Below are 18695 nucleotides of genomic sequence, written 5' to 3' on the forward strand. Positions count from 1 at the left end.
CTCTCTTAGTGTTTCTTATGGTATGGAACCTGAACAAGAAGCCTTATCTATTGTTTCCTTCAAGGACTGAGAGGCCGCTTCCCAGTTAATAAATTAAATCCCAAAATACTCTTCCAGCACATTTTCCAACGCACTGCCGTAATTTTGTTTCTCAACTTTTTCTGTCGTGACAATATCTCTTGCTCCAATCTTTTTTCTATCCAGATAATAGACTGTTTCACCTACTTTTTCGCCTTTTTTTAATGGTGCTTTTACATTCTTGTCTTTTCTTGTTTTGCTCTTTATTTTGGACAGGTCAGCGCCTGTGGTGTCCACGTAGGTGAATGTATCTTTCTGACGTACTTTCACCTCTTTTTCCGTCCCGCCTCTGACTTCGACCGGTGATATCTTCTTTTGTTCTTTTTCTGTATATTTCTGACATTTTCCGAAACCGTAATTTAATAAGGTGATCGCATCTCTGACTCTGGCTTTGCTGTCGTCTGCTGCCATAATCACGGCGATCAGATCGATGTCGCCTTTCCTTCCGGTTGCGGATACACAGAATTTGGCTTTACCGGTAGAGCCGGTCTTTAACCCGGTTGCATATTCATACTGACGGATCAGTTTGTTTGTATTCGTAAGTCCGAATTCTGATTCGCCCTTTTGGGTTTTATGTGTGATATTCTCCATCCAGATGTTGCAGTAATCGAAGATCTGCGGATATGTAGTGATCAGTTCTTTTGACATCAGTGCAATATCCCTTGCCGTTGTCAGATGACCGTCTGCATCCAATCCGTTGCAATTTACAAAATGTGTATTTTTCATGCCAAGATCCTTTGCCCGTTTGTTCATCTTTGCAACAAATTCTTCTTCGTTTCCACAGATATATTCAGCCATTGATACACAGGCATCATTTGCGCTGGCTACAGAGATACATTTGATCAGCGTATCTACCGTCTGTGTCTCCCCAGGCTCCAGAAACACCTGTGAACCGCCCATGGACGCCGCATATTCAGATGTTGTCACTTCATCCGCCAGCTTGATCTGGCCGCTTTCCAGTGCATCGAATATCAACAGCAATGTCATAACTTTTGTTACACTTGCCGGTGGTAATTTTTCATCCGGATTTTTCTCATATATGATCTGTCCTGTTGACGCTTCCATCAGAATTGCCGACGGTGCACTGATCTGCTCCTGTTGTCTTTTCTCATTTTCTGTATTATTTTCTTGTGAATTTTCCGGTTGATTCTCTTCCGGCGGAACTGCATATACCGGTTGTAAAAATAGTACAAAAGACATTAGTATTGCACTGATACATCGTCTATGCCGCATCGCATCTGATTCCTCGCTGACATCTTTTCGATTATTATTATCTTACTCGGAGAAATTGTACATTATTCCATCCACCTATTGTTTTCCCACTCCGAAAATCATATAATAGACAAGAACACATTTTGAAAGGATGACAAATTATGAAATTCATATACCCTGCAGTATTTCACAAAACCGAAGAAGGACACTATAAAGGATATTTCCCGGATCTGGAATGTTGTTATGGTGAAGGCGAGACTTTAGATGATGCCATTGAAAGTGCCAACGAAGCGGCACGCGACTGGATCACACTGGAACTTTCCGAAGATGATCCATTGATCCCATATGTATCTGACATTGAAGATATTGAAGTAAAAGAAGGCGAGATCGTCCGCAATATTTCTATGAACATCCGCTTCTACGAAGGCTGGGACGAATAGTCATTTTTAATCTGAAAATATTTCCAGATTATGAAAACACTTCTAGTGTATTAATTGTATTTCTCCACATACTATAGATGTAACGACAAGGAAAAAGTTACAAAGTTACCAAAAGGAGGAGTATAAAAAATGGCAAATCGTTCATCAAACAAAACAGCCGTACCTGAAGCAAAGGGTGCATTAGACAAATTCAAGTACGAGGTAGCAAGTGAACTTGGAGTTCCGTTATCAGATGGCTACAACGGAGACCTGACATCCAGACAGAATGGATCTGTCGGCGGTTATATGGTCAAGAAAATGATCGAACAGCAGGAAAAACAGATGGCAGGTAAATAACCGCACAGTATCTGTAACAGGCTGGAAACACAGAATGAAAAACTAAAAGATCAAAAAATCAACACATGACTTCTATCATACGAAGTTGTCATGTGTTGATTATTTTTTACCGCTATATCCATCCATATCTGCGGAATGTACCAGATAAACAATCCGATTACAGCACAACTTCCGCCACATTCTCATAATTCGGCAGTTTCCGGATCCATTCTTCATCTTCTTCTGTGAGCTGGTCTGCCGCCTCGTTTGCCATCTGAAGGATCTTCGCATCCTGATAGACATCTCCCAGTTTAAAGTTCATAAGACCACTCTGACGGATTCCAAAAAGGTCTCCCGGTCCGCGGAGTCTTAAGTCTTCACTTGCGATCTTGAATCCATCATTCGAATGATTCAGGATATCCAGCCGTTTTTTTGTTTCTTTCGATTTTGACGCACTCATGAAGATACAGTAGGACTGGTGTTTTCCACGTCCCACACGTCCTCTCAACTGGTGAAGCTGAGCAAGGCCGAAACGCTCTGCATTTTCAATCATCATAACCGTTGCATTCGGCACATCGATTCCGACTTCGATCACAGTTGTCGATACCAGTATCTGGATCTCATTTCTTCCGAAACGATCCATGATATCGTCTTTCTGTGCCTGCTTCATCTTGCCATGCAGACAGGCTACCTGGATCTGTTCTCCCATCTCTTCCTGAAGTGCCACCGTATAATCCGTAACATTTTCCGCTTCCATCGTCTCACTTTCTTCTACCATAGGGCAGATTACATAGCACTGCCGTCCTTCTGCGATCTGCTTTTTCATGAAATTGTAGGCCGTGTTGCGGTATCCGGTATCCACCACACAGTTTTTGATCGGCAGACGATTTGCAGGAAGTTCATCGATCACCGAGATGTCCAGATCTCCGTATAAAATGATGGCAAGTGTTCGCGGAATCGGTGTCGCACTCATGACTAACACGTGCGGCTCCCCGCCTTTTAACGCAAATGTTTCTCTCTGTTTTACTCCAAATCTATGCTGCTCATCGGTTATAACAAGTCCCAGATTATCATAACTTACGGCCCCCTGGATCAGCGCATGTGTTCCGATGATGATTTTCGCCATTCCGCACTCGATACGGTCATATGCCCGCCGTTTTTCTTTTGCTGTCATAGATCCCGTCAGAAGTTCTACCTTGATTGGAATATCATACTCTTCGAACATTTTCGTAATATTCTCATAATGCTGTCTTGCAAGCACTTCTGTCGGTGCCATCATTGCTCCCTGACAGCCATTGAATGCCGCATTCATCAGTGCAAGCACTGCAACGATCGTCTTACCGGAGCCCACATCTCCCTGCACCAGCCTTGACATCGTCTTCTCCGAACCGAGATCTTTTTCAATCTCTTTCCAGACCTTTGTCTGTGCGCCGGTCAGTTCAAACGGCAGACTCTTCAGAAATGTCTCTACCTCCGGGCGTGGCTGCATCGGATAATTGTTTTCCAGACGTTCATTTTTCTCCTTTAATCTCCTGATCGACAGAATAAACTCTAAGAATTCCTCGAATACCAGACGTTCTCTCGCATGATAAAAGACTTCTTTATCTTCGGGAAAATGGATTCCTCTCACAGCATAGTTATATTCCGCCAGACCATATTTCAAACGCAGGGAATCCGGCAGGATCTCTCTGGTAAGATCCAGGCCGTCCAAAGCCTGTTTCATAGCCTTCATGACCATGTTGTTGGATAGTCCGGAGGTCAGACCATAGACCGGCTGTAATGTATGCAGTTTCTCTTCGTATTTTGCAGATGGATAGAAGATCTCCGGATGCTCCATAACCAGATCACCCGTTTTCTTGCGAACGACTCTTCCACGCAGGGTGATCACGCCTCCGCTGGATAACGTATTCCGCAAAAATGGCATACGAAACCAGATTACCTTTAATATTCCGGTAATATCTTTTACATACAGCGTTGTCACCTGCATCCGGCTGCTTCCGGATACCTGCACACGACCGTAGATTGCGCCTGTAACGGTCTGGATCTTGTCTTCTTCCAGTTCACTGACAGGCACCGCTTCCTCGTACACATCATATCCATGCGGATAATAACGGATCAGATCACCTACCGTATGTATATTGATCTTTTCGAAGAGCTTTTTCGTCTTCTCTCCGATTCCTTTCAAATCTCCGATATCTGTCTTTTCTATCATACGATGCTTCCTTCCCTCCATCCTGTAAATCCAATCTCTTCATCACAAAACTCATCCGGATACAAAGAACCGGATCTATATACCAGGAGCTTCTCTCACTCTGGATATACAGATCCGGTTCTGTATATAATTCTATACTTTATCTCTTACTCTACAGCAAGCACATAGTAATAGATCGGCTGTCCGCCAAACTGAATATCCACATCTACATCCGGATACAGTTCTTCTATCTCTCCTGCGAATTTCTCCGCCTCTTCTTCTGATACTTCCTCTCCGTAATAGATACTGATCAGTTCGGAATCTTCATCTACCAGATTCGCGATCAGTTCTTTTGTGGTCTCTTCCAGATCTTTTCCTACCGCAAGGATTCCACTGTCACCGATACCCATGATATCTCCTTCATGGATCTCTTTGTCATCGATATGTGTATCTCTTACCGCATACGTCATCTGACCGGTCTTTACATTCTTAATCTCTTCCAGCATAGCCTCTTCATTTGTCTTGACATCTGCGTCCGGCATAAAGTTAATGATCGCTGTAATTCCCTGTGGTACAGTTTTGGTAGGGATTACGATGATCTCTTTATCTTCTACCAATGATTTTGCCTGGTTTGCTGCCAGAATAATGTTCTTGTTGTTCGGAAAGATAAATACCGTATCTGCATTTACCTGATCGATAGCATTCAGCATGTCCTCTGTACTTGGATTCATGGTCTGTCCGCCTTCGATGATATAATCTGCACCCAGTTCTTTGAATATCTCATTCATACCGGCTCCGATGGAAACGGTAATGAATCCCATTGCCTTTCTCGGCTCTGCTGTCTTCTTTTCTTCGTATGCAGCTTCTTCTTTTGCCTGTTCTTCTGCAAGCTTCTCCGCATCACGGATCAGTTTTTCCTGATGTTCTTCACGCATATTATCAATCTTCATCTTAGAAAGCTGTCCATAAGTCAGCGCTTTCTGGATCGCAAGTCCCGGATCATTGGTGTGTACGTGGATCTTCACGACATCATCATCCGCAACACATACGATGGAATCTCCGATCGAGCTTAAGAATTTCTTGAATTCATGTTCATCTTCTTCGGTAAATTCTTTTTCTGTCAGAATGATAAATTCTGTACAATATCCAAATTTGATATCTGCCGTATCTTCTGCATTCACCTTATTCACGGTAACACTTGTACTTGGTTTGATCGAACTGTAATCAATCTCTTTACCAAGGAATGCATCATATCCGCCTTTAATCACTTCCAGAAGTCCCTGTCCGCCGGAATCTACCACACCTGCTTCTTTTAATACCGGAAGCATCTCTGGTGTCTTATTCAGCACTTCCTCTGCATATTCAATCACAGCCGGGATGAATACTTCCAGATCATCTGTCTCTTCAGCCATCTCTGCTGCCTTTGTCGCAATTCCGCTGGCAACAGTAAGGATGGTTCCTTCCTTCGGCTTCATAACAGCCTTGTAAGCAGTATCTCTTGCTCTCTGGCATGCCGCAGCAAGTGCAAGCACATCAATCTCTTTCTCTTCTTTGATCGCCTTTGTAAATCCTCTTAAAAGCTGAGATAAGATAACTCCTGAGTTACCTCTCGCCCCGCGCAGGGATCCGGAAGAGATTGCCTTTGCAAGATCCTTCATCTTCGGGTTATTTAATGCTGTTACTTCTTTTGCCGCTGACATGATCGTCATAGACATATTTGTACCTGTATCTCCATCTGGTACCGGGAATACATTCAATTCGTTGATATAGTCTTTCTTTGCTTCAATGTTCTGAGCACCTGCAAGAAACATCTTTGCAAGCACGTCCACATTAATCGTTTTCGTAGCCACTTCTTACGTTCCTCCTTAAAATCCACAAACTAATCAATGACTCTTACGCCTTCAATATAGACGTTGATCTTATCTACCTGCATACCGGAAAATTCTTCCACTCTGTACTTCACATCACTGATCAGATTATCTGTTACAGCGGAAATGCTTACACCGTATGCCACAATAATGTGGAAGTCAATACTGATATGATTATCATCACTTATATTTACATGGATTCCTCTTGTCAGGCTCTCCTTTTTCAGCAGATGAACCAGGCCATCTTTCATATTTACAGCTGCCATTCCAACAATACCAAAACATTCAACCGCCACTGTTCCTGCATATTTTGCAATTACTTCAGGATCAATGGTAATAATTCCCAAATCTGTACTCATACACCCTTTCATAGCAAAACCTCCACTTCTTTTATTATCTTCTATCTAAATCAAAACATAATATATTTTATTATACTCTGTTTTTCCGCTAATTACAATAGTTCTTATTGCGCAAAAAAACTCAGATTCCACACATCGAAATCTGAGTTTCAATACATCTTATGCACGCTCAACTTTTCCTGATTTCAAACAAGAAGTACAAACATACATCTTCTTTGTAGCTCCGTTTTCGGTTTTCACGCGAACAGATTTTACATTTGATTTCCACATCTTTGGTGATTTTCTATGAGAGTGGCTGACATTGTTTCCAAAGTGAGCACCCTTTTCACAAATAGCACATTTTGCCATGACTGCACCTCCTAACGCTCATAATAAGTTCTTTGTCCGAACTCGCAACAATAGTTATTCTAGCAGACTGTTGCAAGAATTGCAAGAGTTATTTGATATTTTTTTGTTTACTTTTCGATTTTCAGCAACAAAACAGGCAATATCCCACTGCAACGCACAGGATCATACACAAAATCTGGCAGAACAAACCTGGTATGACCAGTGCCAGAAGCATTCCTGCCGCTATCCAGAACAATGCAAATCCTACGATTCTTTTCACAGACACACACCTGCTTTTTGTACATTATATGTACACTGCCTAAAAAAATGTCTGCTATTTTTCTGCTTCGTCGAGGATCTTATTCACATCCTCTTCCGTAACGTTATCTTCTTTTCGGGATGTAAAACGATCCATCACATCCGGTACCATATCCAGCAGCTTCGTGATCGTATCCTGATTCTTGATGTTCACAAGCTTGGTGTGACCATTCTGAATGACCAGCACCGCACTTGGTGTCATCTTCCCACCGATACCTCCGGCACCTTTTTCTTTCTTATCTGCGTTGAACGCACCTGCTCCTACCGCAAAGGATACATCTACCAGTGGTAAAATAATCGTATCGCCGATATGGATTGCTTCTCCTACTACCGTCTTGGATGATACCACTCCGTCCATACCATGGAACAGCGCTTCTACAGTCCCTTTGAAATTATTCTCAGCCATCTTCTTTCCTCCTTGCATTCTCTATATCTATAATTGAAACTTGCGGATATCATGATATGTCTTTCTGATCTCGCTGCACCACACCAGGTTCCACAGGAAGCAGACCAGCGGCATCATGCGGAATCCACCGCGGACTCTGACTTTCCCTTTCAGTATCCTTCTTTCAAAATCAGGTTCCACCAACAGATGACCTCCGATTAACGGATAGATCATACTTAACCCCGCCAGTGCCTGTCCTGTATGGTACGGATCTTCGAATCCAAATTGAACTTCACCTTTTATTACTTTCGGCATCCAACGCTTTAACAGCTTGCCCGCCTCTTTTTTCACCTTCGAAAAAGCTTTCCTGTGCACCGGATCTTCCAATTCCTTCATAATTCTTTCTTTCTTATCCAATATGCTGTCCAGCTTTTCTTCTGCATGTCCAACCGTATGCTTTATCTTATCACAGAACTTTAAGATTGTACATTTTATCTTCGCAAATCTCCCAGCTTTTTCAGGAGTACTTTCCGGGATTTCTTCCACATTCTCCGGAAGCGTTTTACTGCTCTCCACAGTTCTTTTTTCTTCTTCAGACTCTTCTTCCATTTCCGATAGTCTGCTACTGCTTTCCACTCTCTGTTCTTTCCGGTTTTCTTTCGAAGCTGTATTCTCTTTTTCATGAGCTTCCTCCTTCTCAGATTCTATCTTCGCAGTTTCTCTTTTCTCAACGTCTGTTTTCACCGGACGATCTTCCGATTTTTTCTTCTCAGTATCTGTATGTCCGCTTTTCTGCGGTTCACTTCCGAAAGATTTCCACGCAATCCTTACCCGCCATTTTAACTCCTGCTCTTCAAATGACACATCGATCCGTATCAGGCGCAAGAGCCACGTCACGCGGCCGTATGCGCTGCTTTCCTTTATCTCTCCGGGCATTGACGCATCGAGCCGGTATCTCACCGGAACACACAAAAAGATCACCAGAAGCAGAAGCAGCAGCCCGAGAATCACTGCAATTATGATCCCTATTATTTTTAAAATGATCAAAAGAATATGTAACACCATCTTATCTTCCCTGCTCTTTTTCTAATATATAAGACCGTATATCACATCCGCCTGTCTGTTCATATACTTCCTGTACGATCTGTTCTACCAGTTCTACCGCTTCCTCATATCCTTTTGTAATTCCTACCACGAACAGATCCTGTTCCGGAAATGCAGGCTGCTTAAACTGGAGTGTCGGATAGATTTCCAGTTGATTCTTCTCACTGATTGCCAGCGTGATCACATGCACACTCGGCTGCAGTTTTCCGGCTTCCAGCTTGCGGATGATTTTCTCTTTTTTCTTTTCCAGTCCTTCTGTCAGGTACAGATGCTTATAGTATCGCATATTTCCCGTCCTTCTATACTTCTAATAATACGAGTCAAAAATCTCTTTTGCAACATTTACCGCCTTTGCCGTTCCGTCTGATGCTTCAATGATCACACTTACAACCAGTTCCGGATCTTCCACATTCGACATACCGATGAACCAGGAGTGGTCTTTTTCTTTATCGGAACTATATTCTGCCGTACCGGTCTTTCCCGCTGCTGTGTAGCTCTGTCCGCTCAATACAGATGCTGTACCGTAATCTACTACACTCTTCATGTATTCTTTGATCTGGGCAGCTTCTTCAGCTGTCATAAGCTGCTTATATTCTTTCTGATCCGTCTCTTTCATGACCGCTCCCGATGCATTTGTCACCTTGTCAACCAGATACGGCTTCATCAGCTTCCCGCCATTGGCGATAGCAGATGTGATCAGTGCCATATGATACGGGCTTACCTGCGTCTCCCCCTGTCCCATCGCCGTCATCATCTTTGTACCGTTTCCGGCAGAGCTATCCATCGTAAAGCTGCTCTTACTATACGGAAGATCCGAAGGCAGTTTTGAATCAAATAGAACTTCCTCTGCCGTCTTCTTAAATTTCACCGGATCCAGTGAAAGTCCTATATTCGAAAAAGATGTGTTGCACGAATATGCCAGACTTTCCTCCAGACTGACCTGCCCGTGGACATGTCCATTATAGCAGTGAATCTTAATTCCACTGTTCTCGATCGAACCGGTACAATTATAAGAATAAGAACTGTAATCCGGATTCTCCCTCATGAATTCCAGAAGTGTCACAACTTTGAACGTAGAACCCGGTGCATACTGCCCCTGTGTCGCACGATTCAACAGTACACTGTTTTCATCTGTACTCAGAGCGTTCCAGCTGGATTCTACCGTATTCGGATCAAAGTCCGGCTTAGATACCATGGCAAGGATCTTTCCTGTCTTCGGCTCCATCACCACTACCGCACCTTTTTTCTCTCCCAGTGCCTGATATGCCGCTTCCTGAAGGTCTGCATCCAGTGTTGTCACAACCGTGTCTCCCATATTTTTTTTATCTTGGAATTCATTCTTCAACTTGATCAGGAAATTCTCATCCGAAGTCAGCAGATCATAATTCTCCAGAGATTCGATCCCGGATTTGCCCTGTACGCTGTAACCGACCACATGTGCAAATACATCGCCATAAGGATACTCTCTTGTCTCGCTTCCGTCTGCTGCCGTATCGGTCTTCGCAAGCACGTTCCCGTTCCTATCTATAATTGTTCCCCGGGTCACCCTCTTTGCATTCGAATTCTGTCTGGCATTATAAGGACTTCTGATGATCTCCTGGCTTTTTTTTACCTGAAAATATCCGATATATCCCAGCAGTACCAGAAAAAGCGCTACGAATACATACGTAACTCTAGCGAACTCTTTGTTTCTTGCGCGCTTTGCCTTGAGCCGCTTCTTTTCGCGCTTTTTGGCTTCTTTTCGCTCTTTGCGGGTCATATTCTGCCTCTCGATATCCCGCCGCACTCTCCTGTCGGCTTCTCTTTGCTCGTAACCGTTCTTTCTTCCTTCTCTCAATATCCTCTTCCTCGTCTTCTCTTAAAATATACAGTCCCTGGATAATTGCAAACATGATCAGCGTACTGATCAGAGAACTTCCGCCATAGCTTACCAGCGAAAGTGTTACACCTGTTGACGGAATGAACTTTGTCGCTCCTCCGATCGTTAAAAACACCTGGAATATATAACAGGTACCAAGTCCCAGCGCTACCATCTTATAAAACAGATTATGCAGCTGCATTGCGATATTTAAGAACATCACATAACAGCTCACACAGATCAGTATCAGACACATCGCATAGATCAGCCCCATCTCTTCTGAAATTGCAGAAAAGATGAAGTCCTCTGCCGATACCGGAATCGTGTCCGGCTGTCCCTGATAAAGTCCCGCTCCGAACCATCCGCCGGTCCCGATGGCAAATAATGACTGTGCTACCTGATAACCGCCTTTATCATATGTTCCAAACGGGTCTCTCCATACATTTACACGCGTCTTAACGTGCGTAAACAGATGATACGCCACAACTGCTCCGGCACTTCCCGCACCAAGTCCTGCGAGAATATAAAGCGGCTGATGTGTCGCCACATATAACATGACCAGATATACGACGAAGATAATAAGCGCCGCCCCAAGGTCCTTAGATGCCACAAGGATCAACACATGAAATGCTGCAACTGCCGTCGTCACCACAATATCTTTAAATTCTGTAGAACGCTTAAAACTCGATGCCACGAAGAACACAAAGACAATCTTCACAAGTTCTGATGGCTGGATGTTGATTCCGGCAACTGTAAAGCCAAGCATTGCACCATAAGACACCTTACCTACAACCACTACTATCGCCAGCGACACGATACCGATAATTCCGTAAAGAATTCTCCATTCCGACAGAAAACGTGCTTTTCGGATAATGATCGGAATCACAAGGCAGAGCACAATTCCTGCTGCCGCGATCAGATACTGTTTCGCAGCCTTATCATAATTCAGTCTGGTGATCATGATAAAACCGATGCTGAGCAGCATACACATATTATTTACAATCAGACGTGATACTTTCGGATAAATAAAGCTATACAACAGGATCGTTCCTCCAAGAAGCGTCACCTGCATCAGATACAATGCCAGAATCTTTGTATCCTTTTTTTCCAGATACATCACAAGAAATGCCGTCAGATGCATCACAAACATCAGCACATTCTGCTTCCTGAGACAACGTTTCTTTTTATCCGGATCATAATATCCGAAGATACTGAAACACAGATACGTATACACTGTGATCATCAGTATCATCAGATATTTTGATAACTGTACAATTATGTTTACCAACTTTCCACCTACTTTACTCCTCTTTTAAAATGCCCCCTCGTATACTCCCGTATCTGAGGTTCCATCTTTTTTCCTTCTGTAAATGCATTCATATATATCTTACAGATTTCTTTTACCTGTTCTTTATTCTCAACTGTAAAATCCAGCCGTATCTGTGCAGGCATCAGCTTTCTGATCTCTTCCGCCTTATCCGCCAGGAACAACGGTGCTGAATTATACATTACATTATAACAGTCTCTGCAATAGCATCTGACTGTAAACTCCTTCTGATAACGGTCAGAAATCGTAAGTACTCCGCCTTTTCCGTCACAGGAAGCACTGGTCTTCTTTATACAGCCCGCACTGACCATCACCGGCTGGTATCCATATGCGATAAATGCCTGTTCTCCTATCCCAAGTTCTGCCAGCTCACGATCATTCAATTCCACCGGTGCTGTTCCCTGTCCGATCCCCAGATCCTTCAACTCTTCTTTTGCTTTTTGATTAAAAATGTAGAGATTATAATCACTGCGGATTTCTTTTTGGTATGCATGTTGTCTGAGCCACGCATAACTCTCCCAGTTGCGGATCAGTATACCATCATATTTTTCCTCGATTTTTGCATACATACGTTCATATCTGCGGATCGTACGTTCCCTGAAAATGTATGGCATCGCAAGGAAATACTGTACGCCGTTTTCACGTTCAAATTCTATCTCCTCATCCAGATACACACACCGTACTCCGCTGTTTACCGCTGCCTCAAGCTGTGCTTTTGACTGCACAGACGCAGATATACTGCATTCCTTTCCGGTGCTGTTCTTTTCCACGGTTTTTTTTGTTTCTGTCTCACAATCCGCTTCTTCTCTCCGGTATTGCATCTGTATCTTCTCTGTCAGTTCTTTGATTCCTTCTCTTCGCAGTTCATTCAGCGCCTGCATCGGCAGGAACACATTTCCTTCTGTATGGATCTTCAGACGTTCAAACACAAACTCTGTATTGCCGGTCTTTCTCATCTGTTTTTCAATTCTTTTCGGATCCAACGGCTGCTTTTGCGCTTCCTGAACTTCCTGACCGGTACATTCCACGGTAATATTGCCATACGATACTGTTAGTTTAGCACGCTTTCCGACAGAAAATGTTAAAATACCATTAATTTTTTCTTGTACTTTTATATCCTGCCACGGTTTTTCCTCAGTGTTGCCATCTTTGGCATTCTTCGGACGCTTCAATGATATCATATCTCTGCCGTTATGCTGATGATAGTAGCCCTCACAATAACCACGCCTCTGGTAAGCAGCAAGCAGTTCCCGTTTATCAGCCTCTGACACCCGGTATGCCGATCTGTCTTTTCCTTCTTTCTGAAGCTTAAGATAATGATCCGCATATTTCCGATACATCTTTACAACCGTATAGACATATTCCGGCTGCTTCATTCTTCCTTCTATCTTAAATGAATAAATCCCCGCATCGATCAGTTCCGGCAAAATGTCTATCGTACACAGATCCTTCAGACTCATCAGATCTGCCGGTTTCTTTCCATCTATCTGATAAGGAAGACGGCACGGCTGTGCGCACTGTCCTCTGTTGCCGCTCCGTCCGCCGATCATACTGCTCAGAAGGCACTGGCCGGAATAACAATAGCACAGTGCTCCATGTACAAAACATTCCATCTCCAGTCCCGTCTGTCTCTTCATATCACGGATTTCCCCGAGCGAAAGTTCTCTCGCCGGCACGACTCTCGTGATTCCGTATTGTTTTAAATGATCCGCTCCGAGCGTATTGGTAATGGTCATCTGTGTACTTGCATGTACCGGCATCTTTGGAAAATGCTCTCTGATATACTTTACCACACCGATATCCTGTACGATTACTCCATCCAGTCCCGCTCTGTAATACGGAAGCAGATATGCATACAATTCCTCCATCTCCCTGTCTTTCAGAAGTGTATTCACCGTCATATATATCTTTCTTCTGTGCATATGTACGTATTCAATTGCCTGCACCATATCTTCTTCCGAAAGATTCTGTGCATATGCCCTTGCTCCAAATCTGGTACCGCCAAGGTATACTGCATCCGCACCTGCGGCTATTGCTGCCTGCAGGCATTCCATCGAACCTGCCGGTGCCAATATCTCTACCACTCTGTTCATAGTCTCTTATCCTGTCTTTTCTTTCTTGTAAAAAAGGCTGTCGTGTGACAGCCTAATTCTTACTTATTATTCTTAATCTCTGTTTCCAGCTGTACGATCTTCATCTGAAGTTCCTTATTCTCTTCCTTCAGCTTGTCCATCGCTTTCTCTGCATTCTCCAGCTTGATCTGAACGGATATCAGTTCATGCTTTAAGTCATACATCTCTTTATCTTTTGCCTCGATATCACTTTCCAGTGTACCGCCCTGCTTCTTCGCCTTAAAGTAATCGTCCGCAATGTTCAGCGCCAGCAGAATACTTCTGGTCTCTGCGCTCTGCTTGCGATATCCCTCACTATTGCTGCATTCGTCCAGCTTATGGTTCAGATATGTAGAAACTTTCTGTAAATAGTCTTCACTTTCAAATCCACTTAAAGTAAAAACCTTTCCTCCTATTAATACTTCTGTATAGTTTTTTGATGATGCCATAAGAAGCCTCCTCGAACTTTCATAATTTCTGATAACTATTATAAACTAATCTGTAAGAAAAACCAACTGTTTTATTCATTTTCCTTACAAATTCCCAGATGGGCATATGCCGCATCCGTCACGACTCTTCCTCTTGGAGTTCTCTGAATAAACCCATTCTTCAACAGATATGGCTCATATACATCCTCAATCGTACCCGGATCTTCTCCGATCGATGCCGCAAGCGTCTCCAATCCGACCGGGCCGCCGCCGAATTTCCCGATCATAGCCAGAAGGATCCCTCTGTCTGTCTGATCCAGACCTTCCTTATCCACATCCAGAAGATCCAGTGCATAATCCGCCACTTCTTCTGTGATGTAGCCGTCATATTTCACCTGGGCAAAATCCCGGACACGCTTTAACAGACGATTGGCAAGTCTCGGAGTCCCCCGCGAACGTCTCGCCATCGCATATGCACCACTTTCATCAATCCCGACTTCCAGAACCTTTGCCGAACGTAAAATGATCATCTTCAGTTCTTCGACCGTATAATATTCCATCCTGGTCACCACACCGAAGCGGTCCCGCAAAGGCGCTGTCAGCATACCTGCCCTTGTCGTTGCCCCTACCAGGGTGAATTTTGGAAGATCCAGACGGATCGATCTTGCCGAAGCACCCTTTCCGATCATAATATCGATCGCATAGTCTTCCATTGCCGGATACAGCACTTCCTCCACCTGACGGTTCAGGCGGTGGATCTCATCTACAAAAAGGACATCCCCTTCCTGCAGGTTATTCAGGATTGCCGCCATCTCTCCCGGCTTTTCGATCGCCGGTCCTGATGTGATCTTCATATTTACATTCATCTCATTGGCAATGATTCCCGCAAGTGTCGTCTTTCCAAGTCCCGGAGGTCCATAGAACAAGAGATGATCCAGTGCCTCGCCCCTCGCCTTTGCCGCTTCAATATAAATCTTCAGCATTTCTTTTGCTTTTGCCTGACCAATGTAATCTTCCAGAAGCTGAGGTCTTAAATGATTCTCGATCCTGACATCTTCCTCCAGATTCTCAGTCGTCATAATTCTTCTGCTCATCTGTCTGCCTTACCTTCTACAACATATATTTCAGAGACTGACGGAGAACATCTTCCACACTCATTTCTTCCGTAATCTCTACCTGTCTGACTGCTTTTAATGCCTCGGTATTGCCATACCCGAGTGCAACCAGTGCCTGTACCGCTTCTCCTGTCATCTCATTTGCCATGCCTGCAGATGTATCTGCCGTGTTCTGCACTGCATTCACGGTATTCTCAAGCGCATCCTCCAGCTTCAACTTGTCTTTTAATTCCAGAATCAGCTTCTCCGCCGTCTTTTTACCGATTCCCGGTGCCGCCTGGATTGCCTTTACATCATTCGACGCAACCGCAAATCTCAGATCATCGGGTCCGAGTGCCGAAAGAATCCCAAGACCGCCTTTCGGTCCGATCCCGCTGACACCGATCAGAAGCCGGAATACACGGAGTTCATCCCTGGTAAGGAAGCCATACAACTGCATCAGATCTTCCTTTACATGCAGATAGGTGTGGATCTTTACTTCTTTTCCAAGAGCCGGAAGCCTGCCCATTGCGGTCCCTGCCATGTAGATTCCATATCCGACACCGCCGACATCTACAATGACCTTGTCTTCTTCCATTCCTTCCAGAATTCCACGTATATATGTAATCATAGTTCCTCCATCAAAACTGTATATTCTTAATTCTCTTCAACATTTCCGCCGACACGATCCCGATCACCAGTCCGGTAATCAGTCCTGCGACCAGAAGCGCCGGGAAATAATAACCGACACTGAATGTCTCCACCACAAGCATTGCAACGATCAGCTGTCCCACATTGTGGAACACTCCACCCGCCACACTGATTCCCATCACACTGAATCCTTTGCTCTTCTTCAAGAGCGCCATTACCGTCAGACTTAACAATCCACCGGCCAGGCTGTAAATGATACTGAAATAATTTCCAAATATGAATCCGGACAGTAATACTCTGACCACAGACAACAGATATACCTCCGTCAGCTTCATCTTATATAACGCGATCACGATCACCAGATTCGCAAGCCCGAGCTTCACTCCCGGGATTCCGAAATTGATAGGAATCAGCGTCTCCACATAGCTGAATATCAGCGCCAGTGCCGTAAACACTCCAAAATATGCCACTCTGTTCTTCACAATGTCCCTCCTAATTTGCCACTGCATCGAATTCACTTTCTTCACTTCCGTCTACCTCAACCACTACTTTATTCGGCAGACAGATAATGCTCTCATGATTCTTTGAAGCTGCTTTCTGATGTACACACAACTGATCCGGACAGTCTGCATCCGTCATCTTCGCTTTTCCGTTCTTTATCGTAAGTATATTCGTACCGCCATTGATCCTAATCTTCTGATCCTTTGCGAGCGGATAGGTTCCTGTCACCTTACCATCCACCTTCACAGTCACGGTATCAGCTCCATCCCCGCCGGCAAATTCATGTACACCGAAAGCTGCACCGGCAATCAAAAGAACTGTCAATATAAGAACCGCATCTTTTTTCTTCCAATTCATACGTTCTCTCCTTGTCCACTAACGGTACTATTCTATCACAAGAAATTGTCCCATTCAACAAAAAAGAAAATATGTTTGGTTTGCATCTGTTTTTTTTCATGTTATACTACAAGTTATGTAAATACATGATAGAAAATCATCAACTACGAGGTTATTAGTATTATGAAATGTAAAAAAAATAATATCATAAAAACACTCAGTGCGGTTCTCACTGCCTCTGCTCTTCTCTTGACCGGATGCTCCGGCGCAAAAAGCAGTACACAGACCGATCAGGATCTTACTTATACCGACATGCTCTTTGACACTGTCATCAAGATCCAGATCCTTGATCCTGCAGATGAAAGTATTCTGGATGGCCTGAAGAAACTTTGCGAAAAATATGACACAATGTTCTCCACCACCAATACAGACAGTGAACTTTATAAATTAAACCACGCAAACGGTCAGCCCTTCACTGTCTCTTCCGAAACGGCCAATCTTATTCAGGAGGGTATTCATTACAGCGAACTTTCCGGCGGTGCCTTTGATCTCACCATTGAACCGGTATCGGCTCTCTGGGATTTCAAGGCAGATAAACCAACGGTTCCATCTTCCGATGCCATTGCCCAGGCCGTAAGCCACGTTGATTACACAAAGGTCGACATTCAGGATAACACCATTACACTGGAAGATCCCGAAGCCGGCATCGATCTGGGAGCCATCGCCAAAGGATACATTGCCGACCAGGTGAAAACATATCTCAAAAAGCAAGGGATAAAACATGCGATCATCAATCTTGGAGGAAATGTTGATGTCATCGGCACCAAACCCGACGGAAGCAAATACAACATCGGAATCCAGAAACCTTTCGATGAATCCGGTGAAGCTATCACCTCTGTACAGTTAAAAGACCAGACAGTTGTAACTTCCGGAATCTATGAACGGTATTTTAAGAAAAACGGAAAACTATATCATCACATCCTGGATCCACGAACCGGATATCCGTGCGAGAACAATCTTTACAGTGTATCGATCATCACAGACTCTTCTACAAAAGCAGATGCACTCAGCACAACCTGCTTTCTACTGGGATACGAGAAAGGAATGGAACTGATCCAGAGTATGGATGGAGTGGAGGCGATATTTATTACGGATGATGAGAAGGTGCATAAAATTGGGATTTAATTCAGGAAGGCATGATTACCCGGACCTGCATAAAAAGTAGGAAGCCGTTCCTGTTCAGGTTCCGTCGGTGGGAAATACTAAAGCGTCAAAATTATGCTAAAAACGGGCTTCCGAAATTTGCAACTCGCCATTCGGCTCAAACAGGCAAATTTCGAAAACCCAACGCATAATTTTGACGCTTAACTATTTCCAACACCTTCTTCACATTCACTGGAACAGCTTCCTACTTTTTATTCCGTGGGTATCAAATGCCTTACGAATGAAATGGCAAATGCGTAACCGCAGTGGCTTACGCTGGGTTACACTTCCGGGCATTTCATTTATTAATATCCGCTGCCAGTCACGACTTGAAGGAAACAATAGATAAGGATTATTGTGAATGTGGAATGCCGTTAGAAACAATTAGAGAGTCAGAAGCACCGTTAAAGGAACGAAGCGAACGTGTTTGAGGCGAACGCCGAGTTTGAGCGTAGTTCCTTTGCTTTTAGGTGATTCTGACTCTCTTAGTGTTTCTTATGGTATGGAACCTGAACAAGAAGCCTTATCTATTGTTTCCTTCAAGGACTGAGAGGCCGCTTCCCAGTTAATAAATTAAATCCCAAACAAA

General features: G+C 43.9%; 20 protein-coding genes. 3 read left to right on the forward strand and 17 right to left on the reverse strand.

Features of this window, described 5'->3' with window-relative positions:
* Positions 1-93: 93 nt before the first annotated feature.
* A complete protein-coding gene (locus OCV72_RS10755) occupies positions 94-1278 on the reverse strand; it encodes a D-alanyl-D-alanine carboxypeptidase family protein (RefSeq protein WP_172677222.1) in 1185 nt (394 codons plus the stop codon).
* 173 nt (positions 1279-1451) lie between these two features.
* Between OCV72_RS10755 and OCV72_RS10760 the strand changes: the two genes are divergently transcribed.
* Positions 1452-1730 carry a type II toxin-antitoxin system HicB family antitoxin gene (locus tag OCV72_RS10760; RefSeq protein ID WP_028085822.1) on the forward strand — a complete coding sequence of 93 codons (279 nt, stop codon included), beginning with the start codon at positions 1452-1454 and terminating at the stop codon, positions 1728-1730.
* 129 nt (positions 1731-1859) lie between these two features.
* Positions 1860-2066, forward strand: coding sequence for an alpha/beta-type small acid-soluble spore protein (locus tag OCV72_RS10765; protein ID WP_028085823.1), 207 nt, complete (start codon positions 1860-1862; stop codon positions 2064-2066).
* A gap of 157 nt (positions 2067-2223) precedes the next feature.
* Here OCV72_RS10765 and recG read toward each other — a convergent pair whose 3' ends face one another.
* The 16 genes from recG to OCV72_RS10845 all read right to left on the reverse strand — a co-directional run bounded on the left by recG (position 2224) and on the right by OCV72_RS10845 (position 16924).
* Positions 2224-4257: an ATP-dependent DNA helicase RecG gene (recG, locus tag OCV72_RS10770; protein ID WP_055283799.1), complete on the reverse strand. Its 2034-nt coding sequence runs from the start codon at positions 4255-4257 to the stop codon at positions 2224-2226.
* A gap of 146 nt (positions 4258-4403) precedes the next feature.
* Positions 4404-6086: a DAK2 domain-containing protein gene (locus OCV72_RS10775; protein WP_055283802.1), complete on the reverse strand. Its 1683-nt coding sequence runs from the start codon at positions 6084-6086 to the stop codon at positions 4404-4406.
* Positions 6087-6115: 29 nt separating this feature from the next.
* Positions 6116-6475, reverse strand: coding sequence for an Asp23/Gls24 family envelope stress response protein (locus tag OCV72_RS10780; RefSeq protein ID WP_022415555.1), 360 nt, complete (start codon positions 6473-6475; stop codon positions 6116-6118).
* 147 nt (positions 6476-6622) lie between these two features.
* The gene (rpmB, locus tag OCV72_RS10785) at positions 6623-6811 is read right to left on the reverse strand and encodes a 50S ribosomal protein L28 (protein ID WP_022415556.1); all 189 of its coding nucleotides are present in this window, start codon (positions 6809-6811) and stop codon (positions 6623-6625) included.
* A gap of 121 nt (positions 6812-6932) precedes the next feature.
* A complete protein-coding gene (locus tag OCV72_RS10790) occupies positions 6933-7070 on the reverse strand; it encodes a hypothetical protein (protein WP_171029403.1) in 138 nt (45 codons plus the stop codon).
* 54 nt (positions 7071-7124) lie between these two features.
* A complete protein-coding gene (locus tag OCV72_RS10795; RefSeq protein ID WP_055283804.1) occupies positions 7125-7514 on the reverse strand; it encodes a GerW family sporulation protein in 390 nt (129 codons plus the stop codon).
* 27 nt (positions 7515-7541) lie between these two features.
* Positions 7542-8558, reverse strand: a complete 1017-nt coding sequence (locus tag OCV72_RS10800; RefSeq protein WP_055283806.1) for a DUF2953 domain-containing protein — start codon at positions 8556-8558, stop codon at positions 7542-7544.
* Between the two features lies 1 nt (position 8559).
* Entirely contained in the window at positions 8560-8883 is a 324-nt protein-coding gene (locus tag OCV72_RS10805; RefSeq protein ID WP_055283808.1) for a hypothetical protein, read from the reverse strand.
* A gap of 21 nt (positions 8884-8904) precedes the next feature.
* The gene (locus OCV72_RS10810) at positions 8905-10233 is read right to left on the reverse strand and encodes a peptidoglycan D,D-transpeptidase FtsI family protein (protein ID WP_081021053.1); all 1329 of its coding nucleotides are present in this window, start codon (positions 10231-10233) and stop codon (positions 8905-8907) included.
* 37 nt (positions 10234-10270) lie between these two features.
* Entirely contained in the window at positions 10271-11743 is a 1473-nt protein-coding gene (locus tag OCV72_RS10815) for an FtsW/RodA/SpoVE family cell cycle protein (RefSeq protein ID WP_055283810.1), read from the reverse strand.
* Between the two features lie 8 nt (positions 11744-11751).
* On the reverse strand, positions 11752-13875 hold the full coding sequence (locus OCV72_RS10820) for a U32 family peptidase (RefSeq protein ID WP_055283812.1): 2124 nt from the start codon (positions 13873-13875) through the stop codon (positions 11752-11754).
* A gap of 59 nt (positions 13876-13934) precedes the next feature.
* A complete protein-coding gene (locus OCV72_RS10825; protein ID WP_006427639.1) occupies positions 13935-14342 on the reverse strand; it encodes a cell division protein ZapA in 408 nt (135 codons plus the stop codon).
* Between the two features lie 71 nt (positions 14343-14413).
* Positions 14414-15415, reverse strand: a complete 1002-nt coding sequence (gene ruvB, locus OCV72_RS10830; protein ID WP_055283814.1) for a Holliday junction branch migration DNA helicase RuvB — start codon at positions 15413-15415, stop codon at positions 14414-14416.
* A gap of 16 nt (positions 15416-15431) precedes the next feature.
* Positions 15432-16046, reverse strand: a complete 615-nt coding sequence (ruvA, locus tag OCV72_RS10835) for a Holliday junction branch migration protein RuvA (RefSeq protein ID WP_055283816.1) — start codon at positions 16044-16046, stop codon at positions 15432-15434.
* Between the two features lie 10 nt (positions 16047-16056).
* Entirely contained in the window at positions 16057-16548 is a 492-nt protein-coding gene (locus OCV72_RS10840) for a Gx transporter family protein (RefSeq protein WP_242859252.1), read from the reverse strand.
* 10 nt (positions 16549-16558) lie between these two features.
* Positions 16559-16924 (reverse strand): NusG domain II-containing protein, encoded by a 366-nt coding sequence (locus OCV72_RS10845; protein ID WP_022415565.1) that lies wholly within the window; start codon positions 16922-16924, stop codon positions 16559-16561.
* A 162-nt stretch (positions 16925-17086) separates the two neighbouring features.
* Here OCV72_RS10845 and OCV72_RS10850 point away from each other — a divergent pair, with 162 nt between their 5' ends.
* Positions 17087-18088 carry an FAD:protein FMN transferase gene (locus OCV72_RS10850; protein WP_055283820.1) on the forward strand — a complete coding sequence of 334 codons (1002 nt, stop codon included), beginning with the start codon at positions 17087-17089 and terminating at the stop codon, positions 18086-18088.
* Positions 18089-18695: the final 607 nt, after the last annotated feature.

The organism is Dorea amylophila (assembly GCF_025567265.1).
GTDB lineage: Bacteria > Bacillota > Clostridia > Lachnospirales > Lachnospiraceae > Dorea_A > Dorea_A amylophila.

Bases quoted from the DNA above. Each gene is read 5' to 3' on its own strand.
- OCV72_RS10805 (WP_055283808.1), bottom strand. From the start codon at position 8,883: ATGCGATACTATAAGCATCTGTACCTGACAGAAGGACTGGAAAAGAAA.
- rpmB (WP_022415556.1), bottom strand. From the start codon at position 6,811: ATGGCAAAATGTGCTATTTGTGAAAAGGGTGCTCACTTTGGAAACAAT.
- recG (WP_055283799.1), bottom strand. From the start codon at position 4,257: ATGATAGAAAAGACAGATATCGGAGATTTGAAAGGAATCGGAGAGAAG.
- OCV72_RS10780 (WP_022415555.1), bottom strand. From the start codon at position 6,475: ATGAAAGGGTGTATGAGTACAGATTTGGGAATTATTACCATTGATCCT.
- ruvB (WP_055283814.1), bottom strand. From the start codon at position 15,415: ATGAGCAGAAGAATTATGACGACTGAGAATCTGGAGGAAGATGTCAGG.
- OCV72_RS10850 (WP_055283820.1), top strand. From the start codon at position 17,087: ATGAAATGTAAAAAAAATAATATCATAAAAACACTCAGTGCGGTTCTC.
- OCV72_RS10845 (WP_022415565.1), bottom strand. From the start codon at position 16,924: ATGAATTGGAAGAAAAAAGATGCGGTTCTTATATTGACAGTTCTTTTG.
- ruvA (WP_055283816.1), bottom strand. From the start codon at position 16,046: ATGATTACATATATACGTGGAATTCTGGAAGGAATGGAAGAAGACAAG.
- OCV72_RS10765 (WP_028085823.1), top strand. From the start codon at position 1,860: ATGGCAAATCGTTCATCAAACAAAACAGCCGTACCTGAAGCAAAGGGT.
- OCV72_RS10820 (WP_055283812.1), bottom strand. From the start codon at position 13,875: ATGAACAGAGTGGTAGAGATATTGGCACCGGCAGGTTCGATGGAATGC.
- OCV72_RS10800 (WP_055283806.1), bottom strand. From the start codon at position 8,558: ATGGTGTTACATATTCTTTTGATCATTTTAAAAATAATAGGGATCATA.
- OCV72_RS10795 (WP_055283804.1), bottom strand. From the start codon at position 7,514: ATGGCTGAGAATAATTTCAAAGGGACTGTAGAAGCGCTGTTCCATGGT.
- OCV72_RS10825 (WP_006427639.1), bottom strand. From the start codon at position 14,342: ATGGCATCATCAAAAAACTATACAGAAGTATTAATAGGAGGAAAGGTT.
- OCV72_RS10760 (WP_028085822.1), top strand. From the start codon at position 1,452: ATGAAATTCATATACCCTGCAGTATTTCACAAAACCGAAGAAGGACAC.
- OCV72_RS10755 (WP_172677222.1), bottom strand. From the start codon at position 1,278: ATGTCTTTTGTACTATTTTTACAACCGGTATATGCAGTTCCGCCGGAA.